General features: G+C 68.4%; 22 protein-coding genes and 1 other RNA gene. 8 read left to right on the top strand and 15 right to left on the bottom strand.

Going from position 1 to position 22,617, the window contains the following annotated elements; genetic code table 11:
* Positions 1-49: 49 nt before the first annotated feature.
* The 10 genes from ftsW to ACE3SS_RS04200 all read right to left on the bottom strand — a co-directional run bounded on the left by ftsW (position 50) and on the right by ACE3SS_RS04200 (position 11,234).
* Complete coding sequence (gene ftsW, locus ACE3SS_RS04245; protein WP_374591682.1) at positions 50-1,327, bottom strand: putative lipid II flippase FtsW; 1,278 nt, start codon at positions 1,325-1,327, stop codon at positions 50-52.
* Complete coding sequence (gene murD / locus ACE3SS_RS04240) at positions 1,324-3,183, bottom strand: UDP-N-acetylmuramoyl-L-alanine--D-glutamate ligase (RefSeq protein ID WP_374591680.1); 1,860 nt, start codon at positions 3,181-3,183, stop codon at positions 1,324-1,326. Before murD ends, ftsW begins: the two co-directional genes overlap by 4 nt.
* A 10-nt stretch (positions 3,184-3,193) precedes the next feature.
* Positions 3,194-4,372, bottom strand: coding sequence for a phospho-N-acetylmuramoyl-pentapeptide-transferase (mraY, locus tag ACE3SS_RS04235; protein WP_374591678.1), 1,179 nt, complete (start codon positions 4,370-4,372; stop codon positions 3,194-3,196).
* On the bottom strand, positions 4,362-5,807 hold the full coding sequence (gene murF / locus ACE3SS_RS04230) for a UDP-N-acetylmuramoyl-tripeptide--D-alanyl-D-alanine ligase (RefSeq protein ID WP_374591676.1): 1,446 nt from the start codon (positions 5,805-5,807) through the stop codon (positions 4,362-4,364). The genes mraY and murF overlap by 11 nt, the downstream gene beginning before the upstream one ends.
* Positions 5,804-7,318 carry a UDP-N-acetylmuramoyl-L-alanyl-D-glutamate--2,6-diaminopimelate ligase gene (locus ACE3SS_RS04225; RefSeq protein ID WP_374591674.1) on the bottom strand — a complete coding sequence of 505 codons (1,515 nt, stop codon included), beginning with the start codon at positions 7,316-7,318 and terminating at the stop codon, positions 5,804-5,806. The genes murF and ACE3SS_RS04225 overlap by 4 nt, the downstream gene beginning before the upstream one ends.
* Entirely contained in the window at positions 7,318-9,066 is a 1,749-nt protein-coding gene (locus tag ACE3SS_RS04220; RefSeq protein WP_374591704.1) for a peptidoglycan D,D-transpeptidase FtsI family protein, read from the bottom strand. Before ACE3SS_RS04220 ends, ACE3SS_RS04225 begins: the two co-directional genes overlap by 1 nt.
* A gap of 89 nt (positions 9,067-9,155) precedes the next feature.
* Entirely contained in the window at positions 9,156-9,476 is a 321-nt protein-coding gene (gene ftsL / locus ACE3SS_RS04215; RefSeq protein ID WP_374591672.1) for a cell division protein FtsL, read from the bottom strand.
* On the bottom strand, positions 9,473-10,504 hold the full coding sequence (gene rsmH, locus ACE3SS_RS04210; protein WP_374591670.1) for a 16S rRNA (cytosine(1402)-N(4))-methyltransferase RsmH: 1,032 nt from the start codon (positions 10,502-10,504) through the stop codon (positions 9,473-9,475). Before rsmH ends, ftsL begins: the two co-directional genes overlap by 4 nt.
* A 6-nt stretch (positions 10,505-10,510) precedes the next feature.
* Positions 10,511-10,939, bottom strand: coding sequence for a division/cell wall cluster transcriptional repressor MraZ (mraZ, locus tag ACE3SS_RS04205; RefSeq protein ID WP_374591702.1), 429 nt, complete (start codon positions 10,937-10,939; stop codon positions 10,511-10,513).
* Positions 10,940-11,093: 154 nt separating this feature from the next.
* The gene (locus ACE3SS_RS04200; RefSeq protein WP_374591668.1) at positions 11,094-11,234 is read right to left on the bottom strand and encodes a hypothetical protein; all 141 of its coding nucleotides are present in this window, start codon (positions 11,232-11,234) and stop codon (positions 11,094-11,096) included.
* Between the two features lie 34 nt (positions 11,235-11,268).
* On the opposite strand from ACE3SS_RS04200, the gene ACE3SS_RS04195 reads away from it, so the two are divergent.
* Positions 11,269-11,991, top strand: coding sequence for a GntR family transcriptional regulator (locus ACE3SS_RS04195; RefSeq protein WP_374591666.1), 723 nt, complete (start codon positions 11,269-11,271; stop codon positions 11,989-11,991).
* Here the strand turns inward: ACE3SS_RS04195 and ACE3SS_RS04190 are convergent.
* A complete protein-coding gene (locus ACE3SS_RS04190) occupies positions 11,988-12,680 on the bottom strand; it encodes a DUF4197 domain-containing protein (RefSeq protein ID WP_374591664.1) in 693 nt (230 codons plus the stop codon). The genes ACE3SS_RS04195 and ACE3SS_RS04190 overlap by 4 nt on opposite strands.
* Positions 12,681-12,912: 232 nt before the next feature.
* Here ACE3SS_RS04190 and ACE3SS_RS04185 point away from each other — a divergent pair, with 232 nt between their 5' ends.
* The 4 genes from ACE3SS_RS04185 to ACE3SS_RS04170 all read left to right on the top strand — a co-directional run bounded on the left by ACE3SS_RS04185 (position 12,913) and on the right by ACE3SS_RS04170 (position 17,066).
* Complete coding sequence (locus ACE3SS_RS04185; protein ID WP_374591662.1) at positions 12,913-14,403, top strand: ATP-binding protein; 1,491 nt, start codon at positions 12,913-12,915, stop codon at positions 14,401-14,403.
* A gap of 31 nt (positions 14,404-14,434) precedes the next feature.
* A complete protein-coding gene (locus tag ACE3SS_RS04180; RefSeq protein ID WP_374591660.1) occupies positions 14,435-15,661 on the top strand; it encodes a hypothetical protein in 1,227 nt (408 codons plus the stop codon).
* 23 nt (positions 15,662-15,684) lie between these two features.
* The gene (locus tag ACE3SS_RS04175) at positions 15,685-16,128 is read left to right on the top strand and encodes a hypothetical protein (RefSeq protein ID WP_374591658.1); all 444 of its coding nucleotides are present in this window, start codon (positions 15,685-15,687) and stop codon (positions 16,126-16,128) included.
* A gap of 173 nt (positions 16,129-16,301) precedes the next feature.
* The gene (locus ACE3SS_RS04170) at positions 16,302-17,066 is read left to right on the top strand and encodes a GntR family transcriptional regulator (protein ID WP_374591656.1); all 765 of its coding nucleotides are present in this window, start codon (positions 16,302-16,304) and stop codon (positions 17,064-17,066) included.
* A gap of 13 nt (positions 17,067-17,079) precedes the next feature.
* Here the strand turns inward: ACE3SS_RS04170 and ACE3SS_RS04165 are convergent, their stop codons facing one another.
* A complete protein-coding gene (locus ACE3SS_RS04165) occupies positions 17,080-17,553 on the bottom strand; it encodes an AtaL-like protein (RefSeq protein ID WP_374591653.1) in 474 nt (157 codons plus the stop codon).
* A gap of 177 nt (positions 17,554-17,730) precedes the next feature.
* On the opposite strand from ACE3SS_RS04165, the gene bioB reads away from it, so the two are divergent.
* Positions 17,731-18,747, top strand: coding sequence for a biotin synthase BioB (bioB, locus tag ACE3SS_RS04160; protein WP_374591651.1), 1,017 nt, complete (start codon positions 17,731-17,733; stop codon positions 18,745-18,747).
* 274 nt (positions 18,748-19,021) lie between these two features.
* On the top strand, positions 19,022-19,714 hold the full coding sequence (locus ACE3SS_RS04155; protein ID WP_374591649.1) for a PEP-CTERM sorting domain-containing protein: 693 nt from the start codon (positions 19,022-19,024) through the stop codon (positions 19,712-19,714).
* A 10-nt stretch (positions 19,715-19,724) separates the two neighbouring features.
* On the opposite strand, the gene ACE3SS_RS04150 is transcribed toward ACE3SS_RS04155, so the two are convergent.
* Together ACE3SS_RS04150 and rnpB are read right to left on the bottom strand one after the other, a co-directional pair.
* On the bottom strand, positions 19,725-20,927 hold the full coding sequence (locus ACE3SS_RS04150; RefSeq protein ID WP_374591647.1) for a carbonic anhydrase family protein: 1,203 nt from the start codon (positions 20,925-20,927) through the stop codon (positions 19,725-19,727).
* Between the two features lie 80 nt (positions 20,928-21,007).
* Positions 21,008-21,387, bottom strand: an RNA gene (gene rnpB / locus ACE3SS_RS04145) — RNase P RNA component class A.
* A gap of 67 nt (positions 21,388-21,454) precedes the next feature.
* Here rnpB and ACE3SS_RS04140 point away from each other — a divergent pair.
* Positions 21,455-21,796 (top strand): Rieske 2Fe-2S domain-containing protein, encoded by a 342-nt coding sequence (locus ACE3SS_RS04140; protein ID WP_374591645.1) that lies wholly within the window; start codon positions 21,455-21,457, stop codon positions 21,794-21,796.
* A 4-nt stretch (positions 21,797-21,800) separates the two neighbouring features.
* Here ACE3SS_RS04140 and ACE3SS_RS04135 read toward each other — a convergent pair whose 3' ends face one another.
* Positions 21,801-22,598, bottom strand: coding sequence for a GAF domain-containing protein (locus ACE3SS_RS04135; protein ID WP_374591643.1), 798 nt, complete (start codon positions 22,596-22,598; stop codon positions 21,801-21,803).
* Between the last annotated feature and the right edge of the window lie 19 nt (positions 22,599-22,617).

The following is a 22,617-nucleotide window of genomic DNA, read 5'->3' as shown; positions in this document are numbered from 1 at the left end:
GCCACACGTCGCTGCGCGCCGTGCTGTCGATTCTGGTGAAACAGCCTACTCATGCACGGCCTCCGCGCATGAGTTGTCTGTTTTCAATGTCCACTCGCACCACGATCGCCAGCGCCACCACGTTGAGCAGGATGGCCGAGCCGCCGTAGCTCATCAGCGGCAGCGTCAGGCCCTTGGTGGGCAGTACGCCGAGGTTCACGCCCATGTTGATGAAGGCTTGCCAGCCCATCCAGATGCCCACGCCTTGCGCCACCAGGCCGGAGAACACGCGGTCCAGCGCCACCGCCTGCCGACCGATGTGGAAGCACTTGCGGGTCAGGTAGAAGAAGGCAAAGATCACCAGCGCGACGCCGGCGAAGCCGAGCTCTTCGCCGATCACGGCGAGCAGGAAGTCGGTGTGCGCCTCGGGCAGGTAGTGCAGCTTCTCCAAGCTCGAGCCCAGGCCCTGCCCGAACACCTCGCCGCGCCCGAAGGCGATCAGCGAGTGCGTGAGCTGGTAGGCCTTGCCCATGGCGTATTTCTCGTCCCACGGGTTGAGGTAGGCGAAGATGCGCTGGCGGCGGAATTCGCTGAAGGTGATCATCAGCGCGAACGAGCCGAGCAGCACCGCCGTCATCAGCAGGAACATGCGGCCGTTCACGCCACCGAGAAACAGGATGCCCATCGCGATGGCCGCGATCACCATGAAGGCGCCCATGTCCGGCTCGGCCAGCAGCAGCAGGCCGACGATGCCCACCGCGATGGCCATCGGCATGACGGCGCGGAAGAAATGCTCCTTCACGTCCATCTTGCGAACCATGTAGTTGGACGCGTACAGCGCGATGGCCAGCTTGGCCAGCTCGGACGGCTGGAAGTTCAGCACGCCCAGCGGGATCCAGCGCTTGGCACCGTTGACGCCCTTGCCGACGTGCGGAATCAGCACCGCCACCAGCATCAGCAGCACGACCACGAAAAGCCACGGGGCAATGCTCTCCCACCAGCGCATCGGCACACGCACGGTCACGAACCCGGCCAGCGCGGCCAGCAGCAGCGAGAACACGTGCCGCGACAGGAAATGCGTGGGCTTGTAGAGCGCGAACCGGGGGTTGTCGGGCATCGCGATGGATGCCGAATACACCATCACCAGGCCCATCAACAGCAAGCCGATGGTGACCCAGACCACGCCCTGGTCGAAGCCCGACAGGCGCGCCGGTTGACCCGACGACACGCTGACCCAGTCGCGCACCGGCACCGCGCCGCCCGTGGCTTCGTCGGGCGCGCTGCGACGCAACCGCGCCAGCAGGCGCGCCACGATCGACGGCGAGGCGACGGCGGCGGCTTGGCTCATGCCAGCATCTCCCCACGGTCGGCCGCGATGGCGTGCACGGTGTCGATGAACACCTGCGCGCGGTGCGCGTAGTTGCGAAACATGTCGAGGCTGGCACAGGCCGGGCTGAGCAGCACGGCGTCACCCGCGCGGGCTTGCTCGTAGGCCCAGCGCGTGGCGGCCTCCAGGGTGTCGTGACGCTGCATCGGCAGGCCAGCGGCCTCGACCTCGGCACGCAAAGCCTCGTCAAGAGCCGGCGCATCACGACCGATGAGCGCCACTGCGCGTACAAAGCGCGCCACGGGTGCGGCCAACGGAGCGAAGTCCTGCCCCTTGCCGTCGCCACCCAGAATGATCACCAACTTGCTCGGCGCAATGTCGGCGCCCAGGCCATTGAGCGCCGCCACCGTGGCACCCACGTTGGTGCCCTTGCTGTCGTCGTAGGCGTCGACGCTGCCCACCGTGGCCACGTGCTCGACGCGATGGGGCTCGCCGCGGTATTCGCGCAAGCCATGCAACATGGGTGCGAGCGGCAGGCCGATGGCCGTGGCCAGCGCCAGCGCGGCCAGGGCGTTCGATGCGTTGTGGCGCCCGCGAATGCGCAGCGCATCGGCCGGCATCAGGCGCTGGATGATGAGCTCGTCTTCGGCCTCGCCGCGCTTGCGCTTGATGGCCGGGTCGGACTCCATGGCGCGCACCAGCCAGGCCAGGCCGCCTTCGTGCACCAGCCCGAAATCGCCCGGGGCTTGCGGCGCGTCGAGCCCGAAGCGCACCACCTTGCGGTGCACGGTCTTGCTCGGGCGCCCCTTGACCGCGGCCTTGATGACTTGCGGCGGCGGCACCAGCGCCTCGACGCGGTCGTCATCGCGGTTGATGACCAGCACGCCGTCCTTGCCGAAGATGCGCGCCTTGGCCTCGCCATAGGCTTGCATCGAGCCGTGCCAGTCGAGGTGGTCTTGCGTGATGTTGAGCACCGTGGCCGCGCTGGGCTCGAAGTTGGTCACGCCGTCAAGCTGGAAGCTCGACAGCTCCAGCACCCACACCTCGGGCAGCACCTCGAACACCGGCTCGCGCGGCGCGGGCGGCGCCAGCACGAGCGGAGATTCGGCTTCGTCGGCCACGTCACCGGTCGGGGCGAGTGGCACGTCTTCGATCGGGGCCGGCAAGGTCGGAGCGACATCGCCGTAGTCATCGACCAGATCGTCGGCCAGTTCGTCGCCCTCGCCTTCGTTCACCCATTGGCTGCCGCCCTCGGTGCCGGGTTGCACATCGGTGTTGTCGGGCACGTGCGGCACATCGACCTCGACGTCGGCCTCTTCGACCGGCTCGGCCTCGGGCTCGAACTCACCCGTCGGCTCGCGCACCGGCTCGGCGTCCAGCGCGGCCGCCAAGGTGTCGAGCAGGGTCGGGCCGATGTTGCCGGCCAGGCCGACGCGCTTGCCGGCACGCTCGGCCAGTTGCGCGGTCAGCGAGGTCGTCGTGGTCTTGCCGTTGGTGCCGGTGATCGCCAGCACCTTGGGCGCGTAGCCGCGCTCGGCCTTCAGGTCGGCCAGGGCCGAGGCGAACAGGCTCAGCTCACCGCGCACCGGCAGGCCGAGCTCGTCGGCACGCGCCAGCAGCGGCTGCACGTTGGCATCGTTCGGCGCCAGGCCCGGGCTCTTGAGCACGAGGTTCACGCCGTCAAGCAGGCTCGCGTCCAGCCCGTGGTGCAGCGTGGCGGCGGGCACGTCTTGCGCAAGCTGCGCAGCCTGCGGCGGCGCCTGGCGCGTGTCGGCCACGCGCACGTTGGCCCCACAGCGCGCACACCAGCGCGCCATGGCCAAGCCCGAGTCACCCAGACCCAGGATCAGCACGGTGAGGCCATTGAGGTAGTTCATCTCGATTCGGTCAACGCAATTTCAGGGTGGACAGGCCGATCAGGCACAGCAGCATGGTGATGATCCAGAAGCGCACCACGACCTGCGTTTCCTTCCAGCCGGACTTCTCGAAGTGGTGGTGCAGCGGCGCCATCAACAGGATGCGGCGACCTTCGCCGAACTTCTTCTTCGTGTACTTGAAGTAGCCCACCTGCACCATCACCGACAGCGCTTCGAGCACGAAGACGCCGCCCATGATGGCGAGCACGATTTCTTGGCGCACGATCACGGCGATGGTGCCTAAAGCGCCGCCCAGCGCCAGCGCGCCGACGTCGCCCATGAACACCTCGGCCGGGTAGGCGTTGAACCACAAGAAGGCCAGCCCCGCGCCGCCCATCGCCGCGCAGAACACCAGCAGCTCACCCGCGCCGGGGATGTGCGGCAAGAACAGATAGTGCGCGTACACCGTGTTGCCCGTGAGGTAGGCAAAGATGCCCAGCACCGTGCCCACCATCACCACCGGCATGATGGCCAGGCCGTCGAGCCCGTCGGTCAGGTTGACGGCGTTGCTGCTGCCGACGATCACCACGTAGGTCAGGAAGATGAAGCCGAACACGCCCAGCGGGTAGCTGATCGTCTTGAAGAAGGGCACGATCAGGTCGGCCTTGGGCGGCAGGTCGTTCGAAAAGCCCGACTGCACCCAGCGGAAGAACAGCTCCAGCACGCGGATGTTCGACGTCTCGGACACCGAGAACGCCAGGTAGAGCGCCGCGACCAGACCGATCACCGATTGCCAGAAATACTTCTCGCGCGAGCGCATGCCCTCGGGATCCTTCTTGACGACCTTGCGCCAATCGTCCACCCAGCCGATCGCGCCGAAGCCGGTGGTGACGATCATGACGATCCACACGAAGCGGTTCGACCAGTCGAACCACAACAGCGTGGACAAGGCGATCGCCAGCAGAATGAGCACGCCCCCCATCGTCGGCGTGCCGCGCTTGGCGAGATGCTCTTGAATGCCGTACTCGCGGATCGGCTGGCCGATCTTGAGCTCGGTGAGCTTGCGGATCACCAGCGGGCCCAGCACCAGCCCGATGAGCAGTGCCGTCATGGACGCCATCACCGAGCGGAACATCAAATACTGGAACACGCGCAAGAAGCCCCACTCGGGGTGGATCGACTGCAGCCACGAGGCCAGACTAAGCAGCATGCGAGCCTCCCGCCGGAGCGGCGTCGGCCAGCGCCTGCAGCGCGGCGACCACTTGTTCCATCTTCATGAAGCGTGAACCCTTGACCAGGATGGACGCTGCCTCGGGCCGGGCCGCGCCTGCTTGTTGCAGGGCCAGCGCGATGTCGGCCGCGCTGGCAAACCGCCGGGCGGCCTCGCCATAGGACTGCGCCGCGTGGGCACACAGCTCGCCCGCGACCCACAGGTGTTCGATGCCCCGCTCGCGGGCATAGGCGCCCACCTCGGCATGGAAGGCCGGGCCTTGCGTGCCGACCTCGCCCATGTCGCCCAACACCAGCCAGCGCGGGCCGGGCAAATGCGCCAGCATGTCGATGGCGGCGCGCACCGAGTCGGGGTTGGCGTTGTAACTGTCGTCCACCAAGGTCACGCCCCGCCCGCCCAGCGCGATGCCGCGCACCTGCGACCGCCCCTTGACCGGCGCGAAGGCCGTCAAGCCGCGCTCGATGGCCTCGAACGGCACGCCGGCGGCCACGGCGCATGCCACCGCCGCCAGAGCGTTGCGCACGTTGTGGGCACCGGCGATGGCCAGGGTGAAGTGCAGCTCTTCGTCGGGCGTGGCGACACGCACCTGCCAGTGATCGCCCAGCCAGGTGCCGGCGCCACGCACATCGGCATGACCGGAATCATCGCGATCCGAGAACGTCAGCACGCGACGATGCCCCGCCAGCTCGCGCCACAGGGCGGTGTAGTCGTCGTCCGCCGGAAAGACGGCCGTGCCCTCGTCGCCCAGCGCTTCGATGGCGGCGCCGTTTTCACGCGCCACGGCCTCGACCGACGCCATGAATTCTTGATGCTCGCGCTGCGCGTTGTTGACCAGCGCCACGGTGGGCATGGCCAGGCGAGCCAGCTCGGCAATCTCGCCGGGGTGGTTCATGCCCAGCTCGACCACCGCGCAGCGGTGCGCGTGCGCCGCGTCTTGCCGCAGGCCCAGCAGTGTGAGCGGCACGCCGATGTCGTTGTTGAAATTGCCCTGCGTGGCATGAGCCGCGTCGCCCGCCCAGGCCCGCAGGATGGACGCGATCATCTGCGTCACCGTGGTCTTGCCATTGCTGCCCGTGACCGCGATGAGCGGGATCTCGAAGCGGCCGCGCCAGTTGTGCGCCAGCTCGCCCAGCGCTTCGCGCGTGTCGTCCACCAGCAGACCGGGCAAACCGCACTCGGCCACGCCGCGCGAGCCGATCACGGCCACCGCGCCGGCGGCCCGGGCCTGCGGCAGAAAGTCGTGCGCGTCGAAGCGCTCGCCCTGGAGCGCCAGGAAGAGATCGCCCGACTGCAAGCTGCGAGTGTCGGTGTGCACGCGCCCGATCACGGTGTGGCCCGCCTCGAAGGCACTGAGGCCGCCATGCAGCAAGGTGCTGCCCGGCAACAACTGGTGGGCCAGACTCAAGGTCATCATGCTGCGAGCCTCCTGCTCAATGCGGCTTGCGCGTGTTCTGCATCGGCGAACGGCGTCTTGACGCCCGCCACTTCCTGCGTGGTTTCGTGGCCCTTGCCGGCGATCAGCACCACGTCTTGCGACGCTGCCTCGTGCAGCGCCTGGCGAATGGCCTCGGCACGGTCTTCGATCACATCGACCTCGTCGTGCCCCGCCACGCCGGCCAGGATCTGCGCCAGGACGAAGGCCGGCGGCTCGTCGCGCGGGTTGTCGCTGGTCAGCACGACCCGGTCGGCCTGTTGTTGGGCGATGCCCCCCATCAACGGGCGCTTGGTGGCATCGCGGTTGCCGCCGCAACCGAACACCACCCACAGCTTGCCGCCGCGCGCCTGGGCCAGCGGACGCAGGGCGCGCAGAGCCTTGTCGAGCGCATCGGGGGTGTGGGCGTAATCGACCACGGCCAGCGGCTGCCCCGGCGCGCCACCCAGGCATTGCATGCGGCCCGGCACCGGCACCAGCCGCGCGCAGATCGCCGCGGCCTGCTCGAGCGAGGCGCCCAGGGCGCGCACCGCGCCGACCACGGCCAGCACGTTCGATACGTTGAACTCGCCCACCAGCGGCGTGCGCAAGGCGAGGCGATGCTCGCCCTCGATCAGGTCGAACGCCATGCCGTCGGCTTCGTAGCGCAGGTTGGTGGCGCGCAGGCAAGCGGGCTTGTGCAGACTGGTGGTCCACACGCTCAGGCCCGCGCCGCGCAGTTCGTCGGCCAGCAACTCGGCGGCCAGGCTGGCACCGTATTCGTCGTCGATGTTGATGACCGCCGCGCGCAGGCCGTGCCAATCGAACAAGGCGCGCTTGGCTTGCCAGTAGGCCGCCATGCTGCCGTGGTAGTCGAGATGGTCTTGCGTGAAGTTGGTGAACTGGGCCACGGCCACGCGCAGGCCGGCCATGCGGTGCTCGTCGATGCCGATGCTCGATGCCTCGAGCGCGCAAGCCTGCGCGCCCTGGTCGGCGAAGCGACGCAAGGCCGTGTGCAAGGTGACCGGGTCGGGCGTGGTGAAGCCGGTCGGCGTCACGCCGGCGGCGGAGCCGTCAGCATGAAACGGCAGCCCTTCGCCGAGCGTGCCGATCAGACCGCAACGTCGCCCCAACGCGGTCAGCGCCTGCGCCGTCCACCAGGCGGTCGAGGTCTTGCCATTGGTGCCGGTGACCGCGATCACGTCGAGCTGCTCGCTGGGCTCGCCCGTGTAGCGGTGAGCGATCTCGCCGGTGGCCGCCTTGAGACCCGGCAGCGCGGCAATGCGCGCGTCGTCGAAGGCATAGGCCTCGACCCCCTCGGCATCGACCAGGCAGGCCGACGCGCCTGCCGCCAGCGCCGCGCTCACGTAGCGGCGCGGGTCCACCGCCAAACCGGGCCAGGCGATGAAGGCATCGCCGGCTTGCAGGCGACGCGTGTCGCTCGCCAGGCCGCTGGCGCCTCGGGCGCGCAGGAAGTCGAGCGCGGCTTGAGCGTGGGGCAAGGTGGTGAGCATCAGAAGCTCTCCTCTTCGGCCTTGACCACGATGCGCGGGCGCACGGCGATATCGGGCTGCACGCCCAGCGTGCCCAGGGTCTGCTGCACCACGTCGGCGAACACCGGGGCGGCCACGTCGCCACCAAAATACTTGCCGGCGCTGGGCTCGTCCACCATCACGGCCACGACGATGCGCGGATGCTCGATGGGCGCGATGCCGACAAACCAGGAGCGGTACTTCTTGGCCGCGTAACCCTTGCCTTCTTGCTTGTTCGCGGTGCCGGTCTTGCCGCCGGTCGAATAGCCCACCGCCTGTGCCTTGGGCGCCGTGCCGCCATCGCCGGTCACCATCTGCAGCATGTGGCGCACCTCGATCGCCGTCTTGGGCGAGAAGATCTTGACGCCCGGCACACCCGGCGAGTCGCCGGGCAACGGCTCGGCGTGCTTGATGAGGGTCACCGGGATCAGTTCGCCGTCACGCGCCCACACGGTGTAGGCATGCGCCAGCTGGAACAGCGACGCCGACAAGCCGTAGCCATAGCTCATGGTGGCCTGCTCGATTGGCCGCCAGCTTTTGTAGGGGCGCAGACGACCGCCCGCCGCGCCCGGGAAGGACAGCTGCGGGCGCTGGCCCAGGCCGATGCCCGAGAAGACTTCCCACATCTCGCGCGGCTGCATCGTCAGGGCGATCTTCACCGTGCCGACGTTGCTCGATTTCTGGATCACCTCGGCCACCGTCAGCGGGCCGTGCGGGTGCGAATCGGTGATCGTGGAGCCGGTGATGTTGATGTGGCCGGGCGCCGTCTGGATCACGGTGTCGGGCTTGACGCGGCCGGTTTCGAGCGCGAGGCCGATCACGAAGGGCTTCATCGTCGAGCCGGGCTCGAAGGTGTCGGTGAGCGCGCGGTTGCGCAGCTGCTGGCCGGTGAGGTTGCGGCGATCCTCGGGCGTGTAGCTCGGCACGTTGGCCAGCGCCAGCACCTCGCCGGTCCGCACGTCGAGCACCACCACGCTGCCGGCCTTGGCCTTGTTCTCGGCGACGGCATCGCGGATCTTCTGGTAGGCGAAGAACTGCACGCGCGAGTCGATCGACAACTCGATGTCGCGCCCATCGACGGGCTGCACGCCTTCGCCGAGATCGTCGACGGTGTGGCCCAGACGATCCTTGATGACCTGGCGCTTGCCGTTGCGACCCGACAACTCCTTCTGGAAGGCCAGCTCGATGCCTTCCTGCCCGTTGTCCTCGATGTTGGTGAAGCCCACCAGATGCGCCGCCGCCTCGCTCTCGGGGTACTGGCGCTTGTATTCGTTGATCTGGTGCACGCCCTTGAGCTTGAGCGCGGCCACCTGCTTGCCGACGTCTTCATCCACCTGCCGTCGCAGCCACACGAAATTGGGGTTCTCGTCGAGCCGCTTGCCGAGGTCGGCCGCCGACAGACCCAGGAGCTTGGCCAACTGCTTGCGCTCCTGCGGGCTGGCCTCGAAGTCCTTCGGGATCACCCAGACCGACGGCGTCGGCACGCTGGAGGCCAGGATCATGCCGTTGCGGTCGATGATGCGGCCGCGGTTGGCGGGCAATTCGAGCGTGCGGGCGTAGCGGCTCTCGCCCTGCTTCAGATAGAAGTCGGTGGCGACGATCTGCACGAAGACGGCGCGACCCAGCAGCACGCAAAAGCCCAGCCCGATGGCCCCCACCAGGAATTTCGAACGCCACGGCGGCGTGACCGACGCGAGCAGCGGGCTGCTGGCGTAGCGCACCGCCGGCATGGCGGCCTTGCGCTGACGCCGGCCCGGCGTGGCACCCGAGCGCGACGCGCCCTCACCACCGCCACCACGCTTGAAACGATCGAGCAGACTCATCGCGCGGCTCCCGTGGCCGCCGACGCCACCGCCGGCGCCGCGTCGGACGCGGCACCGTTGAGCCCCACGTAATGCGTCAGCGCGGCTGTGGTGTTGAACATGCGCAGCCGCTCGCGGGCAATCTTTTCGACGCGCAACGGCGTCGCCTGCGCCCGCTTGGTCACCTCGAGACGCTCGAACTCGGTCTGCAACTGCACCTCGCGGGCACGCTCGGACTCGGCCGCGTCGAACAAGCGCCGCGCCTCGTAAGAAGTGCGAACCAGATAGAGCGCGCTGGCCAGCACGGCCAGCAGCAACACGATGTTGAGGCGAGTCATGCGCGCCCCCCGGCCCGGCGCGCCGGCTTCTTGCCACGCGCGGGCGCTGCGACCTCCGGCTCGGCCACGTAAGGCGCATCGGTGCGCTCGGCCACGCGCAGGATGGCGGAGCGGGCGCGCGGGTTGGCCCGCACCTCGGACTCGGACGGCTTGATGCGCGCCACCGCGTGCAGCAGCGGCGGCACCTCGGGCTGCACCAGATACGCCGGCGAGCGCCGATCGACCTCGCGCTTGCTGTGGCGCGCGATGAAGGTCTTGACGATGCGGTCTTCCAGCGAATGAAAGCTGATCACGGCCAGGCGCCCTTGAGGAGCAAGCAGCTCAAGCGCAGCGCTCAGGCCTTGCTCGAGCTCCGCCAGTTCGGCGTTGACATGAATCCGAAGAGCTTGAAACGTGCGTGTGGCAGGGTCCTGACCGGGCTCACGCGTCTTGACCGCGCGAGCCACGACGTCGGACAGCTCGGCAGTGGTCGCCACGGGTTGGCCGCCTGCTCGGCGAGCCACAAGCGCCTTTGCAATCGGCCCAGCAAACCGCTCTTCTCCGTATTCACGTATCACCTCCGCGATCTCGCGCTCGTCGGCCCGCAACAGAAATTCAGCCGCGCTCTCGCCGCGCGTCGGGTCCATTCGCATGTCGAGCGGACCGTTGAAACGAAAGCTGAAGCCGCGCTCGGGGTTGTCGATCTGGGGCGACGACACGCCGATGTCGAGCAGCACGCCGTCAACATGGCTCACCCCTTGCGCGCGCACGGCGTCGGCCAGGTGCGCGAAGCTGGTGTGGGCAATCGAGAAGCGTGGGTCGGCAATGGCCTGCGACCCGGATCGCGCATGCGCCACCGCCTCGGGGTCGCGATCGATGGCCAGCAGCCGCCCGCGCGGCGACAGCCTCGAAAGAATGAGACGCGAGTGCCCACCCCGACCGAAGGTGCCGTCGAGATACACCCCGTCGGCCGTCGTGACCAATGATTCGACGGCCTCGTGCAGCAAGACGGTGCGGTGCTGCCAAGGTTCGGTGCCTCCTGCTTGCATCGCGCTCTAGAACGAAAAGTCGTTGAGCGCCTCGGGCATGCCTTGCTGCATGACCTCGGCTTCGTGCGCCGCATAACGCGCGGCGTCCCAGAGCTCGAAATGGCTGCCCATGCCGAGCAGCATCACGTCCTTGCCCAACCCGGCAGCGGCGCGCAACTCGGGCGCCACCAGCACGCGCGACGAGCCGTCGATCTCGACGTCGGACGCGTTACCCAGAAAGATGCGCTTCCAGCCTGATGCCGACATCGGCAGCGCCGCCACCTTGTCGCGGAAGACTTCCCACGCCGGACGCGGAAACACCAGCAGGCAGCCGTCGGGGTGCTTGGTCAGCGTCAACTGGCCGGCGCAGAGGGCTTGCAGCGCGTCGCGATGCCGGGCCGGGACGCTGATGCGACCCTTCCCGTCCAAAGCGAGCGCCGAGGCACCCTGAAACACCAGACCCGACATGATTGACACGAATCCCCACTAAATTGCACTTTCTCCCACTTTAGCTGAGCCCCCCACCCCGGTCAAGGTAGAAACCCGAAAAATTTCAATCAAATCAAGTACTTAGCACCGATAGCAAAAGTCAAAGCCATTAAAAAGTCGTTCAAAAAGAAGCACTTGCAAACCGGTTTGCAAGTGAGTTGTGAAGACCTGATTGCGCATCAACGAAGCGCGTCTCCCTCACCACCCACTCCGGCGCATCGGCAAAAGCCTGCATGCCAAAGGCATACATGGTCGTGGACAATTATGTATACCGACGAACCATCCACTTCAGCCGCATGTCAACCCGCCCTTTCGCCAGCGATGACGCCCCTCGCAGCAGCCTGTCCGAGCAGATCTATGCCGCGCTGAAGTCCGACATTCACGACTTCCGGCTGATCCCGGGCGATCGCCTCTCGGAGGCCGACATCGGCAACCGCATGGGCGCGAGCCGCACCCCGGTGCGCGAGGCTCTGTTTCGACTGCGCAAAGAGGGCTTTCTGGAGGTGGAACCCAAGACCGGCTGGTTCGTGCGGCCGCTGGACTTTGCCAAACTGGAAGAGCTCCACGATCTGGTGGCCGTCCTGGAGCTGGCCAGCGTGGCGCGGTTGTGCGCCCGCGCCGACGACGGCTCGCCGACGCTCGCCGCGCTGCAGGCGGCGTGGCTCGCGCCCGAGGCGGAACGACTGACCGACGCGCACCAGGTGAGCGCGCTCGACGAGGTCTTTCACTCGACGCTGGTCGACTCGGCCGACAACGCCGAGATCAGCCGGGTGCACCGCGAGGCGACCGAGCGCATCCGCATCATGCGTCGGCTCGATTTCACGCGCCCCGACCGCATCGCCGCCACTTACGACGAGCACGCCAAGATCTTGCGCGCCATCTCGACGCGGCGCGCCGACATCGCGCAATACATGCTGCGCTCGCACATCGAGCAGAGCAAAGCCGAGGTGCGCAAGATCACCTTGCAGACGCTGTTCGAGGCGCGCGAGAAGGCGCGCCTCCAGTCTGCGGCGGTCTAGAGCGAGCCGAACACCTTCTGCAGCAGCTTGCTGCCCGTGCCCACCGGGTCGCGGCGGATCTGCCGTTCTTCTTCGCCGATCATCAGGAACAGGCCGTCGAGCGCCTTGCCGGTCACGTAGGTGGCCACGTCGGCGTCTTGCTCCTTGACGAAACCGAACTGCCTGGCGCGGCCCGCCACGTCGTTGTACTTGCGCGCCAGCGCGGCCTTGTCGGTGGTCTGGCGCACGATGGGCAGGAAGCGCTCGGTGAGCGGCGCGCGCGTCTTGCCGGCGAAGAAGTCGGTGACCGAAGTGTCGCCACCCGCCAGCACCTTGCGGGCGTCGTCCACCGTCATCGACTTGATCGCGTCGGCGAGCAGCGGCTGAGCCAGCGGCACGGCCGACTCGGCGGCGCGGTTGAGCGCGAGCTCGAGTTCGTCGAGCCGCTTGCCCTGCCCCATGGCGCGCATCAGCGACTCGACCTTCTTGAGCGACGCCGGCAGCGGAATGTGCACCTGCGGGTTGCCCATGAAGCCATCGGCCTTGCCGAGGCTGGCAACCGCCGCCTGGGCGCCGCGCCCGAGCGCCTCGCGCAGCCCGGCCAATGCGTCGACCTGGCTCAAGTCCAGCGCCCAAGCCGCCCCCGGCAGCGCCGCCAGCATCCAGCCAGCCGGCGCGGCCCGCACCAGCGCACGTCGATCGATCTTCATTCCGGCCTCCCGAGAGATCCACCAGGGTCTGACCCGCCAGCCCCTGCGCCGGCCGATCTTGCCACGCGCGGGTCTACCCTGACGCGCTCGCCCCCCTGGCCGCAGTGGTAGCTAGGACACACCCGGCTTGTTCGCGCCCTGCCGCGTGCCTACGATGGCACGGATTCGGACGCACGTTGCCGCCGTTGCAGCCACGGCTGCCGACGGGTTCGCCACCACGCCCCAGGGATTCATGCCGCCGTCCCGCTACATTCTTCAATCGCTGCGCTTCCGGTTGCTGGCCGTCAGCATCGCCATCGTGGTGGCGCTGTTCCTGGCCACGCTCTGGAACACCGCCCGAGCGCTGCGCGAGGTCTCGATCGGCGACACCCGCGCCAGCGTCGCCCAGACGGCCGAGGCGCTCAACCTGGCCATCGCGCCCAACACGACCCGGCAAGACCTGCCCAAGATCCGCGACTACTTCACCGAGATGGTCAGCGGCGAAGACACCCGCATCACCTATCTGGCGCTGCTCGACGACCGCCAGAACGTCATCGTGCAGACCCCGGCCACGCCGCAGCCGCTGCCCGACCCCAAGCGCCCCATCGAATTGCAGATCGAAAGCGGCACGGTGCACGTGGCCCAGCCCATCCTGATCTACGAGAGCGGCATCGGCAGCCTGCGCTACGGGCTGTCCACCCGGCACGCCAACGCGGCGCGCGAGCGCGTGGTCGTGCAGAACATGCTGGCGCTGGGCGTGACGCTGGTGCTGGTGGTGGGCACCATCGTGTATTTCGGCACGCGCCTGAACCGCCGCATCACGCGGTTGGTTCAGGCGTCGAGCGCGCTGGCCGGCGGCGACCTCTCGGCACGCGCCCAGCTGCGCGGCGACGACGAGCTGGCGCTGCTGGCCCGCACCTTCAACCAGATGGCGCTGTCGATTCAAGAGCGCATTGCCGACAGCGACGCCCGGCGCGCCGAGATCAGCGCGCTCAATCAAGACCTCGAACGCCGGGTCACCGAGCGCACGGCCGATCTGCAAGAGATGGTCAGCGCGCTCGAGAGCTTCAACCGCAGCGTGTCGCACGATCTGCGCGGGCCGCTGGGCGGCATCGCCGGCCTGGCGCAGATGGCCGCGCAGGCCCTGGATCGCAACGACGACTCCATCGCGCGCCGCGTGCTGCCGATGATCGCCCGACAGGCCGAGTCCTCGACTCACATGCTGACCTCGCTGCTCACGCTGGCCCGCGTGGGCGACGCGACCCTGCACCCGCAGCCCGTGGCCCTGAACACGCTGGTGCGCGAGGTGGTGGATCAGATCGCCATGGCCCAACCGGCCCGCGCCATGCCCGAGGTGGTGATCGAAGACCTGCCAACGGTGCTCGCCGACCCCGACCTGCTGCGCCCGGTGTTCGTCAACCTCATCGGCAACGCCGTCAAGTTCACGTCGAACAGCGCCGAGCCGCGCATCGAGATCGGCGCGCGCCACCCCGGCAACGGCTCGACCACCGTCTTCGTCAAGGACAACGGCCCCGGCTTCGACCCCGCCGCCGCCGCCAAGCTGTTCGAGCCCTTCGTCCGGCTGCACACGCCCCAGCAGTTCGAGGGCCACGGCGTGGGCCTGAGCATCGTGCGCCGCGCCATCAGCCGCCACGGCGGCCGGGTCTGGGCCGAGGCGCGCCCGGGCCTGGGCGCCTGCTTCTATTTCGCGCTGCCCGATACCGAACTGCCGTTGGCGGCCTGATGCCCAGATGCGCCATTCCTCGCCACGCGTCATGAAACGTCACCCCCGCCGTCCCACCCTCCCCTGCGCCGCGACGCTGGCCGTCGCGCTGAGCGCGCCCCTGATGCCCGCCCAGGCCGCCCCCCGCGAGCCGGGCAGCCCGTTCTTCGTCGATGCGTTCGGCACCTTCGGCCTGGCCGTGGCCGATCGGGATCAGCCCCGCTACCGCACCGACCAGATCTACACCGACGGCATCGGCTCCACGCCCACCGCCAAGATCGACTCCCGCGCCGGACTGCAATTGGGCGGCTCGCTCGGCCCGCGCGTGGAGGTCAACGTGCAAGGCCTGCTGGCCAACAACCAGAACGACGCGACCCGGCTCGAAGTGTCGTGGGCCTACGCGCAAATCGAGCTCGACCCGGCGTGGTTCTTGAAGCTGGGGCGCTACCGCACGCCCTGGTTCTTGTACTCCGACACCCTCGACGTGGGGTACGCCTACCCGTGGGTGCGCCCGCCCGTCGAGCTCTACACCACGGCCGCCACGTTTCACAGCGACGACGGGCTGCTGCTTCAGTACCGTCGCCCGCTCGACAACGCTCGGCTGCAGATCGACTTCCACGCCGGGCGCACCTCGGGCGACGTCTATGCCCGGTCCACCCACTCGTCGCACGTGCAACTGCACCAGATGGGCGTTGCAGCCACCTACAGCCGCGACAGCACCGACTGGTTTGCCACCGTCGTCCACAGCAAGGACTTCGTGCGCAGCGCCACCCTGGGTCAGCTCGCGGATCACTGCGCCGCGCTGGGCGGCAACGCCCCGTGCGGCGACTACAGCCTCGACGGCGTGCACGCCACTCAGTACGGGCTGGGCGTGCGGCGCGACGACGGCCGCTGGATGCTCGCTGGCGAAGTCGCCCGCAACTTCCCCGGCAACCGGCTGAACGAACAGTCGCTGGCCTACTACCTGTCTGGCGGCTATCACTTGGGCAATGTGCTGCCCTACGTCACCTACAGCGCATTGCGCAACCTCGGGCCCGCGAGCGAGACCCGATTCGATGCCTACCTGAACAGCGCCTTCACCGCCCGGCAAGCCAGCCAGCCCGAGCAGCGCACCTGGAGCCTCGGCGCCCGCTGGGACGCCCGGCCCGGGCTGGCCCTCAAGGCCCAATTCGACAACGTGCACCCCGACAGCCCGTCGCCCGGCACGTTTTCCAGCCCGTTGCCCGCCAACGCGCACTCGGCCAACGTGTTCAGCCTGACGCTGGACTGGACCTACTGACCCGGCCCCCGCCCCCCGCCGCCATGCACCCCGCTCGCAACGCCCCCACCTGCCCGCTCTGGCTCCGTTGGCTGGCGATGCTGGGCTGGCTGGTCGCGCACGCCGGCGCGGTCGCCGGGCCGCTACTGGTGGTGGTGCCCGACACCTCCCCCATCCAGGCGCTCAGCCGGCAAGAGCTGATCGACATCTACCTCGACCTCAATTCGGCGCGCGTCGCGCAGCAAGCCATGCCCCTGGATCGCAGCGAGGACGGCTTGCGCGAGCGCTTCTACCAAAGCCTGGGCGTCAGCCCCAGCGCCGTGCGGGCGCACTGGGCCAAACGCGTCTTCACCGGGCGGGGGCGCCCGCCACCCGTGGTGTCCAGCGCCAGCCTGGGCGCCACGCTGGCCCAGGAGCGGCGCGCGCTGATCTACCTCGACGCGACCGAACGCCCGCGCAACACCCGGGTCGTGATCACGCTCGACTGACCTCGCCCGCTCGCGGCAACCGCCCCCCAACCCAAGACGCTCAGGGATAGCACCGGGTGTAATTGATGACACCGCGCACACAAATTCGTCCCCGTTCGGCAAAATTCAAACGTTCGTTTCATCCATACGAATAATCGGCCAACTACCCAAGCAGCACACGGGGCGACGCCATGATGAATGACTCTTCCTTCTCCGACTTCGATTCGCTCAGCCACAACCAGACCACGCACACGCTGGCGCGACTGCGCGAGCTGATCCTGAGCGGCGACCTGCTGCCCGGCACGCGCATCACCGAGCTGGCCATGGTCGAGCGGCTGGGGGTGTCGCGCACGCCCATCCGCGCCGCGCTGCAGCGCCTGGAGCTCGAAGGCCTGCTCGACCCGCTGCCCGGCGGCGGCTACAAGCTGCGTCATTTCACTGAGGCCGACGTCGAAGACGCCATCGAGGTGCGCGCCACGCTCGAAGGGCTGGCTGCCCGGCTGGCCGCCGAACGCGGCGTGACCCAGGCCCAGCTGACGCGAGCACGCGAGGTGCTGATGTGCATCGACGCCATCCTCAGCGAGCCCACCCTCACCGAGCAGGGCATGGCCAGCTACATGCTGCGCAACGAAGAACTCCACACCCTGCTGGGCGAGATGTGCGGCAGCGACGTCGTGCGCCGCCAGCTCGAGCGCGCCAGCACGCAACCGTTCGCGGCGCCGGGCACCTTCCTGATCGTGCAATCGATGATGCCGCAGGCCCGCATCGAGCTCATGAAGGGGCAAGACCAGCACCACGCCCTGCTCGACGCCATCGTTCGCCGCGAGGGCTCGCGCGCCGAGGCTCTGGCGCGCGAGCACGCCCGCCGCGGCCGCCGCTCGCTGGTGCATGCCCTGCACCAGCGCAACACAAATCTCGAGCCGGGTGGCGCCCTCTTCAAGCGACGCGCGATGGGCTGAACCAGGCGCCGCGTCAACTCAGCGTGAGCGCGCCCTCGACCAGCCATTGGCGCAAGGCTCGCACCATGTCGCGATCATTTTCGAGCCAGGCGTTCTGGCGGTATTCGTTGTAGAACGCCTCGTCCGCCGTCAGCGGGCCGCGACTCTCGTACACGAAGCGCAGCAGCAAGCCCCCGTCGTCCAGCGCCTCGATGCGAATCGTCAGATCGACGGGCGTGGTGTCGCCATGCGGGTCGGGCCGGAAGTACACCGCCTCGCCCGACTCCAGGCGCACGGTGTCGCTGAAGCGCAGCGCGCCGAACGCCAGGGTGCGCCGCAGCACGCCGGGTTGATCGCTCTCGGCCACCTCGCAGCGATCCGGCCCGAGCGGAAAGCGTTGCGGCTCATGCACGCGCAACATCAGCCCCCGCCACAAGGCCGACCGCGGGAAGGGCTCGATCACCGTCTGCCGGGGTGCATTGATCTCGATCAGGTGTTCAAAATGCATGCCCCGGACTCTACCCGCGCGCCTTGATTGCCGCAGCCCTCGAATCGGTGCAGGCGGCGGTCGACGCGCCGCGCCACGTCACACGGCACATGAGGGTTTTGCGCCCCGCGCGGCGTCGACGGTGCCCTAAACTGACAGTCCGTTTTTCTGTTTTGTTTGCCCCGAGCCCCAGAAGTCATGAGCCAAGCCCAACCGATCCAATGGTCGCAGCGTCCCACGCCGCCTGTTCCTGCTGACGACGCCACGGCGCGCTGGCCGCGAGCCAAGGTGCTGGCGCTGCTCAATCTGCCGTTCAACGATCTGCTGTGGCAGGCGCAGCAGGTGCATCGCGCCAACTTCGACGCCAACACCATCGAGCGCGCCACGCTGCTGTCGATCAAGACCGGCGGCTGCCCCGAAGACTGCGGCTACTGCCCGCAATCGGCGCACTACAACACCGGCGTCGAGGCCGGCAAGCTGATGCAGGTCGATGCCGTGCGCAGCGCCGTCGTCGCAGCCAAGCAGGCTGGCGCCACGCGCTTTTGCATGGGCGCGGCCTGGCGCTCGCCCAAAGATCGCGACATCGAACAGGTGTCCGAGCTGATTCGCGCCGTGAAAGACGAAGGCCTCGAAGCGTGCTGCACGCTGGGCATGCTCAACAAGGATCAGGCCGTGGCGCTCAAGGCCGCCGGGCTCGATTACTACAACCACAACCTCGACACCGCGCCCGAAACCTATGGCCGCATCATCGGCTCGCGCGATTACCAAGACCGCCTCGACACGCTCGATGCGATTCGCGGCGTGGGCGTCAAGATCTGCAGCGGCGGCATCGTCGGCATGGGTGAGTCGCGCGATGAGCGCGCCGGCCTGGTCGCGCAGCTCGCCAACCTCGATCCCTACCCCGAATCGGTGCCGATCAACGATCTGGTGCGCGTCGAAGGCACGCCGCTGACCGACACCCTGGCCGAGACGCCCCCGCTCGATCCGCTCGAGTTCGTGCGCGTGATCGCCGCCGCCCGCATCACCATGCCCACGGCGCGCGTGCGCCTGTCGGCCGGTCGCCAAGCCATGAGCGAGGCCGTGCAGGCGCTGTGCTTCCTGGCCGGCGCCAACTCGATCTTCTACGGCGAGAAGCTGCTGACCACCGGCAACGCCGACGTGGCCGCCGACGAAGCGCTGTTCGACAAGCTGGGGCTGCGCGGCGCGGTGGTCTGACGCCACGCCACGCCGCACCCCGAGGCCGCTCGTCGAGCGGCCTTTTTCTTTTGTCGCGCGCCGCCGCGCGGGCCGATTAGCGTCTGGTTACCAACGCGCGGCTTCTGACGACAGCACCTGCATACAGCTCATCGACAAACCCGCGCCAAAGCCCCTGAGCCACGGGGGAAGACGGGGTAAACGCGCAAACGCGCCCCGGCAGGCAGCCAGACACTGCGCACCTCGCCGCGATGCCGCTCGCGCATCCGCCGTCCACCTTTTCAGGAGCCCTGACGTGTCCTTCTCCATTCGTACCGTGTCCGCCGCCGTGCTCGCCCTCACCGGGTTGTCGTCGGCATTCGCCGCCAATCTGCCCGTGACCCTGACCTCGGGCAGCGGCGCGCTGACCGTGTCCGGTTCCGCGCAAACCAATCTGGGCTACGGCGGCATCACCTTCGGCGCGCTGTCGGGCTCGACCACCTCGCAAAGCGGCAGCGTGCTGACGCAGGCTGAAACGGCCGTCACAACCACGTCTGGCAACGCGGCGCTGGCCACGACCGACTTTACGGGCTCGGGCTGGCTGCTGAAGAACTCGTCGCTGGCGATCACCTACACGAACATCTCGGCCGACTTCGCCAACAAGCTCATCTACGCCGACGTGACCGACTCGCTGGGCACGACCCGCCTGGATCTGTTCAACGTGGCCACGGTGTCGGGCTCGACCGCCATCCCCGCCGGCCTGCTCAACGGCCAGACCGCCAGCTTCTCGAACACGATGTCGGGCCTGACGCTGACCTCGGCCGCCGCCACGCGCATCGGCACGGTGGCCAACGCCGCCAACCTGGTGGGCTTCCTGCAATCGATCGATTTCGGCACGCTGGCCGTCAGCACCAAGGTCGCGGCCGTGCCGGAGCCCTCGACCTACGCGCTGGTCGGCCTGGGCCTGATCGCGGTGGGCGCCGTGGCGCGTCGTCGTCGCGCCGCCTGAGTCGACTCGACTAGTTCGACTCTTTGATGATGCGCCCGCTGCCCGGCTGGGTCGGGCGGGCGTTCATCGGATACAGCCGCGCGAAGATGCCGATCTGATCGAGCGACAGCTCCGCCGGCTGCTTGAGCACCATCCACAGCACACCCTCGCTGCAGGGCGGCGTGGTGAGCGAGCCCATATACGTGTAGTAGTTGCGGCTCTCAGGCAGCAGCGCGGCCACGTCCAGCAGGGCCCCGGCGCGTTGCTCCTCGTTCTTCTCGAGCGGCAGGTTGTTCCACACCTGCTGCACCACCGGGTGGGCCTTGCCCGGCTCGATCAGCACCGCCACCACGGCGAGCTTGCCTTCCAGATCCTTGTGCACGAGGTGCGCCACCATGGCGAACTGACGGCCGTTGATGCGCTCTTCGCTCGGGCGATGGAAGTGGAACTGCACGAGCTCGAAGCGCCGTCCCATCACCGAGATCGCATTGCCCGGGTCGACGTTGACCTGCACGGTGTGGCCGTTGTCGAGCACGCGAAACGCGGTCGGGTGGTAGTCGAACTTGATCGGCTCCAGATCGACGCGGATGCCGTCGCGGATGTCGATGGGGCTTTGTCGTTGTCCGCTCGAACACTGCGCGAACTCCGGCTTCATGCCGCCCCAGGCTTGCGGGCCGGCGGGGCCGGTGTAGTCCCAATGGGCTGACGAGCCATGGGCCGGCATCGGGATGGGGGTGTCGAGCGCGCCGCCGCGATGGGCGCGGGCCAGCGCCTTGGCTTGCGGCGAATTGCTGTCGTCGTCGTCGAGCCGGGCGATGGGCTGCGCGGCCGGCCTGTGCTTGCGCGCCGCAGGCGGCTGGGGCGCGCCGGCGCGCTCTTGGGCGGCACGCACCTCGGCCAGCTTCTGGTCGAGCCGCTCACGCAACTCTTTCATGTCGGGCGCGGGCGCCGAGGCCGCCGGCTTGCTGCTGCGGGCCCGCGACGCGCGGGCGCGGCTGGGCTTGGCGTCGGCCTCGTCTTCTTTCTTGGGCGGCGGTTCGATGATTTCTTCGCCCTTCGAGGCCGAAGCCGCCGCGTCGCGCGAACCGTGCGACTCTTCGACCACCTTGCCGCTGGTCTCGCGGGCATGGGCCGACGACTGCCACAGCGCGCCCCCGGCACACAGCAGCCAGGCAGCAGCCCAGGCGGTGAGTCGCCAGGATGGAGTGGATCGCAAGGTGGTGAGTTGGGGCATCGTGGGTCTCCGCGCGCCCAGGCATCTGGCCGGGCGCCATCACGACCCTTTTCGACCGCCGCGGGCCGAAACTTGAGAAAGTGTGAAGTCAGCCGATAGGCCGGATTCTGTGCACCCCTGCCGACTTGCGCCGACCGGAGCGTGACCGCCATTCTTCTGGGCCGCCTGTCGCCAGAGCGGCTCGATGCCACCTACCCGCACACTCTCCGGGCCAGATCAATGTGTGCCTATTTGGTGTTGCTGCGCGTAGAGATTGCCCGTTTCACCTCGTGCCCCAGCCCTTCTTTCGAAAGGCCTTTGACGACGCTTGCGCGTCGCCAAGGGGCACGAACTCGTCTCTGTTGCTCTGATCCTCACCTCGCGGTGGACAGCCGTTAGCTGCTACGTCGCCCTATGCAGTCCGGACCTTCCTCCAGTGCGCCCTTTCGAGCCTTGCACCAGCGGCGGTCTGGCTGACTTCACGGTGGGCATTATCGCTGCAGGGTCGGCGCTAACCCTTCACAATGCGCGCCGAACGGAGTTTTAGCGTGACCAAACCTGCTCAATTTCAAGCCCTGTGCAAGCAGCGCCAGATCGTCGAAGGCGAGATGACGCCTTTCGAGGTGAACGGCGTCGAGGTGATCGTGCTGTGGCCCACGGGCGGCCAACCCAAGGCGTTTCAGGGCACCTGCCCGCATCAGGACCTGCCGCTGAAAGACGGCTACTTCAACGGCGAGATCCTCACGTGCCCGGCGCACGAGTGGGTGTTCGACGGCTGCACCGGCGAGGGCCTCAGCCCCACCGGCTGCGCGCTGCGCGAGTACCCCACGCGAGTCGTCGAGGGCGTGATCGAGATCGACGCGGCGGCCGTCGGCCCCTTCGACGCTTGATCGCCTAGCTGTACAGCACCATCACTTCACCGACCCCGCCGTTGCACGGCACCGGCAGGGCCACCAGCGCGCTCAGTTGCGCATCGCCGGCCGAGCGTGCCAGGGTGGCGGGCTCGTTGCTCAGGGTGGTGCGGATCACCGGGCGTTGCTCGGCGAAGGCCACGCCCACGGCGCCGGCGTGGTGGAGCGGCAGCATCTGGGGCGGCAGGGCGCCGACCACCTCGCAATGCCCGTGGTCGCGCAGCACGGACACGCCATCCGCCGCTGGCACCCAGCTTTCGATCCGCATGGCCACCGGCAAGGCCGACGACGACCGCAGCGTCAGCACATAGCTGGCGCCGTCCAGGCTGCCGCAGGGCACGGCGAGCGTGCGGTCGAGGCCCGCCACGGCGGCGGCCGACGCGCCGTAGTAGCCGTCGACCAGGTTCCGGTCGGACGCGACGCGCGCGTCGTTGCGCCACAGCTCGACAGCGCCGGCCGGCTGGTTGCGGTCGCCGCAGAACAGCACCAGGACGGCGCTCAACTCGCCATTCTTGAACGTGGGCACCGCGACGGCGCAGGCGAGCCCCGCTTCGTGCGCCGCCACGATGCGCAGGAAGTAGGTGTCGTCGAAGCGCTGCAGCACGATGGGGCGCCCTTCTCCCCAGGCGCGGCCAGGCAGGCCCTCGCCGCGCCCGAAGCACAAGGATCGGCTCACGGCCCCGAAATAGGGCACGGCGGCATAGGCGCCGCCGCCGAATTCGAGCAGGCTGCGGTCAGCCGAAGGCAACCAGACTTCGGCAGCGCGGATGAAGGTGTTCATGAGCCAAAACAGGGTTCGT

It is taken from the genome of Aquabacterium sp. (assembly GCF_041915145.1).
Taxonomy (GTDB): domain Bacteria; phylum Pseudomonadota; class Gammaproteobacteria; order Burkholderiales; family Burkholderiaceae_C; genus Aquabacterium.
The sequence above is the reverse complement of the archived record's forward strand: the minus strand, read 5'-3'. Positions and strand labels throughout refer to the sequence as shown.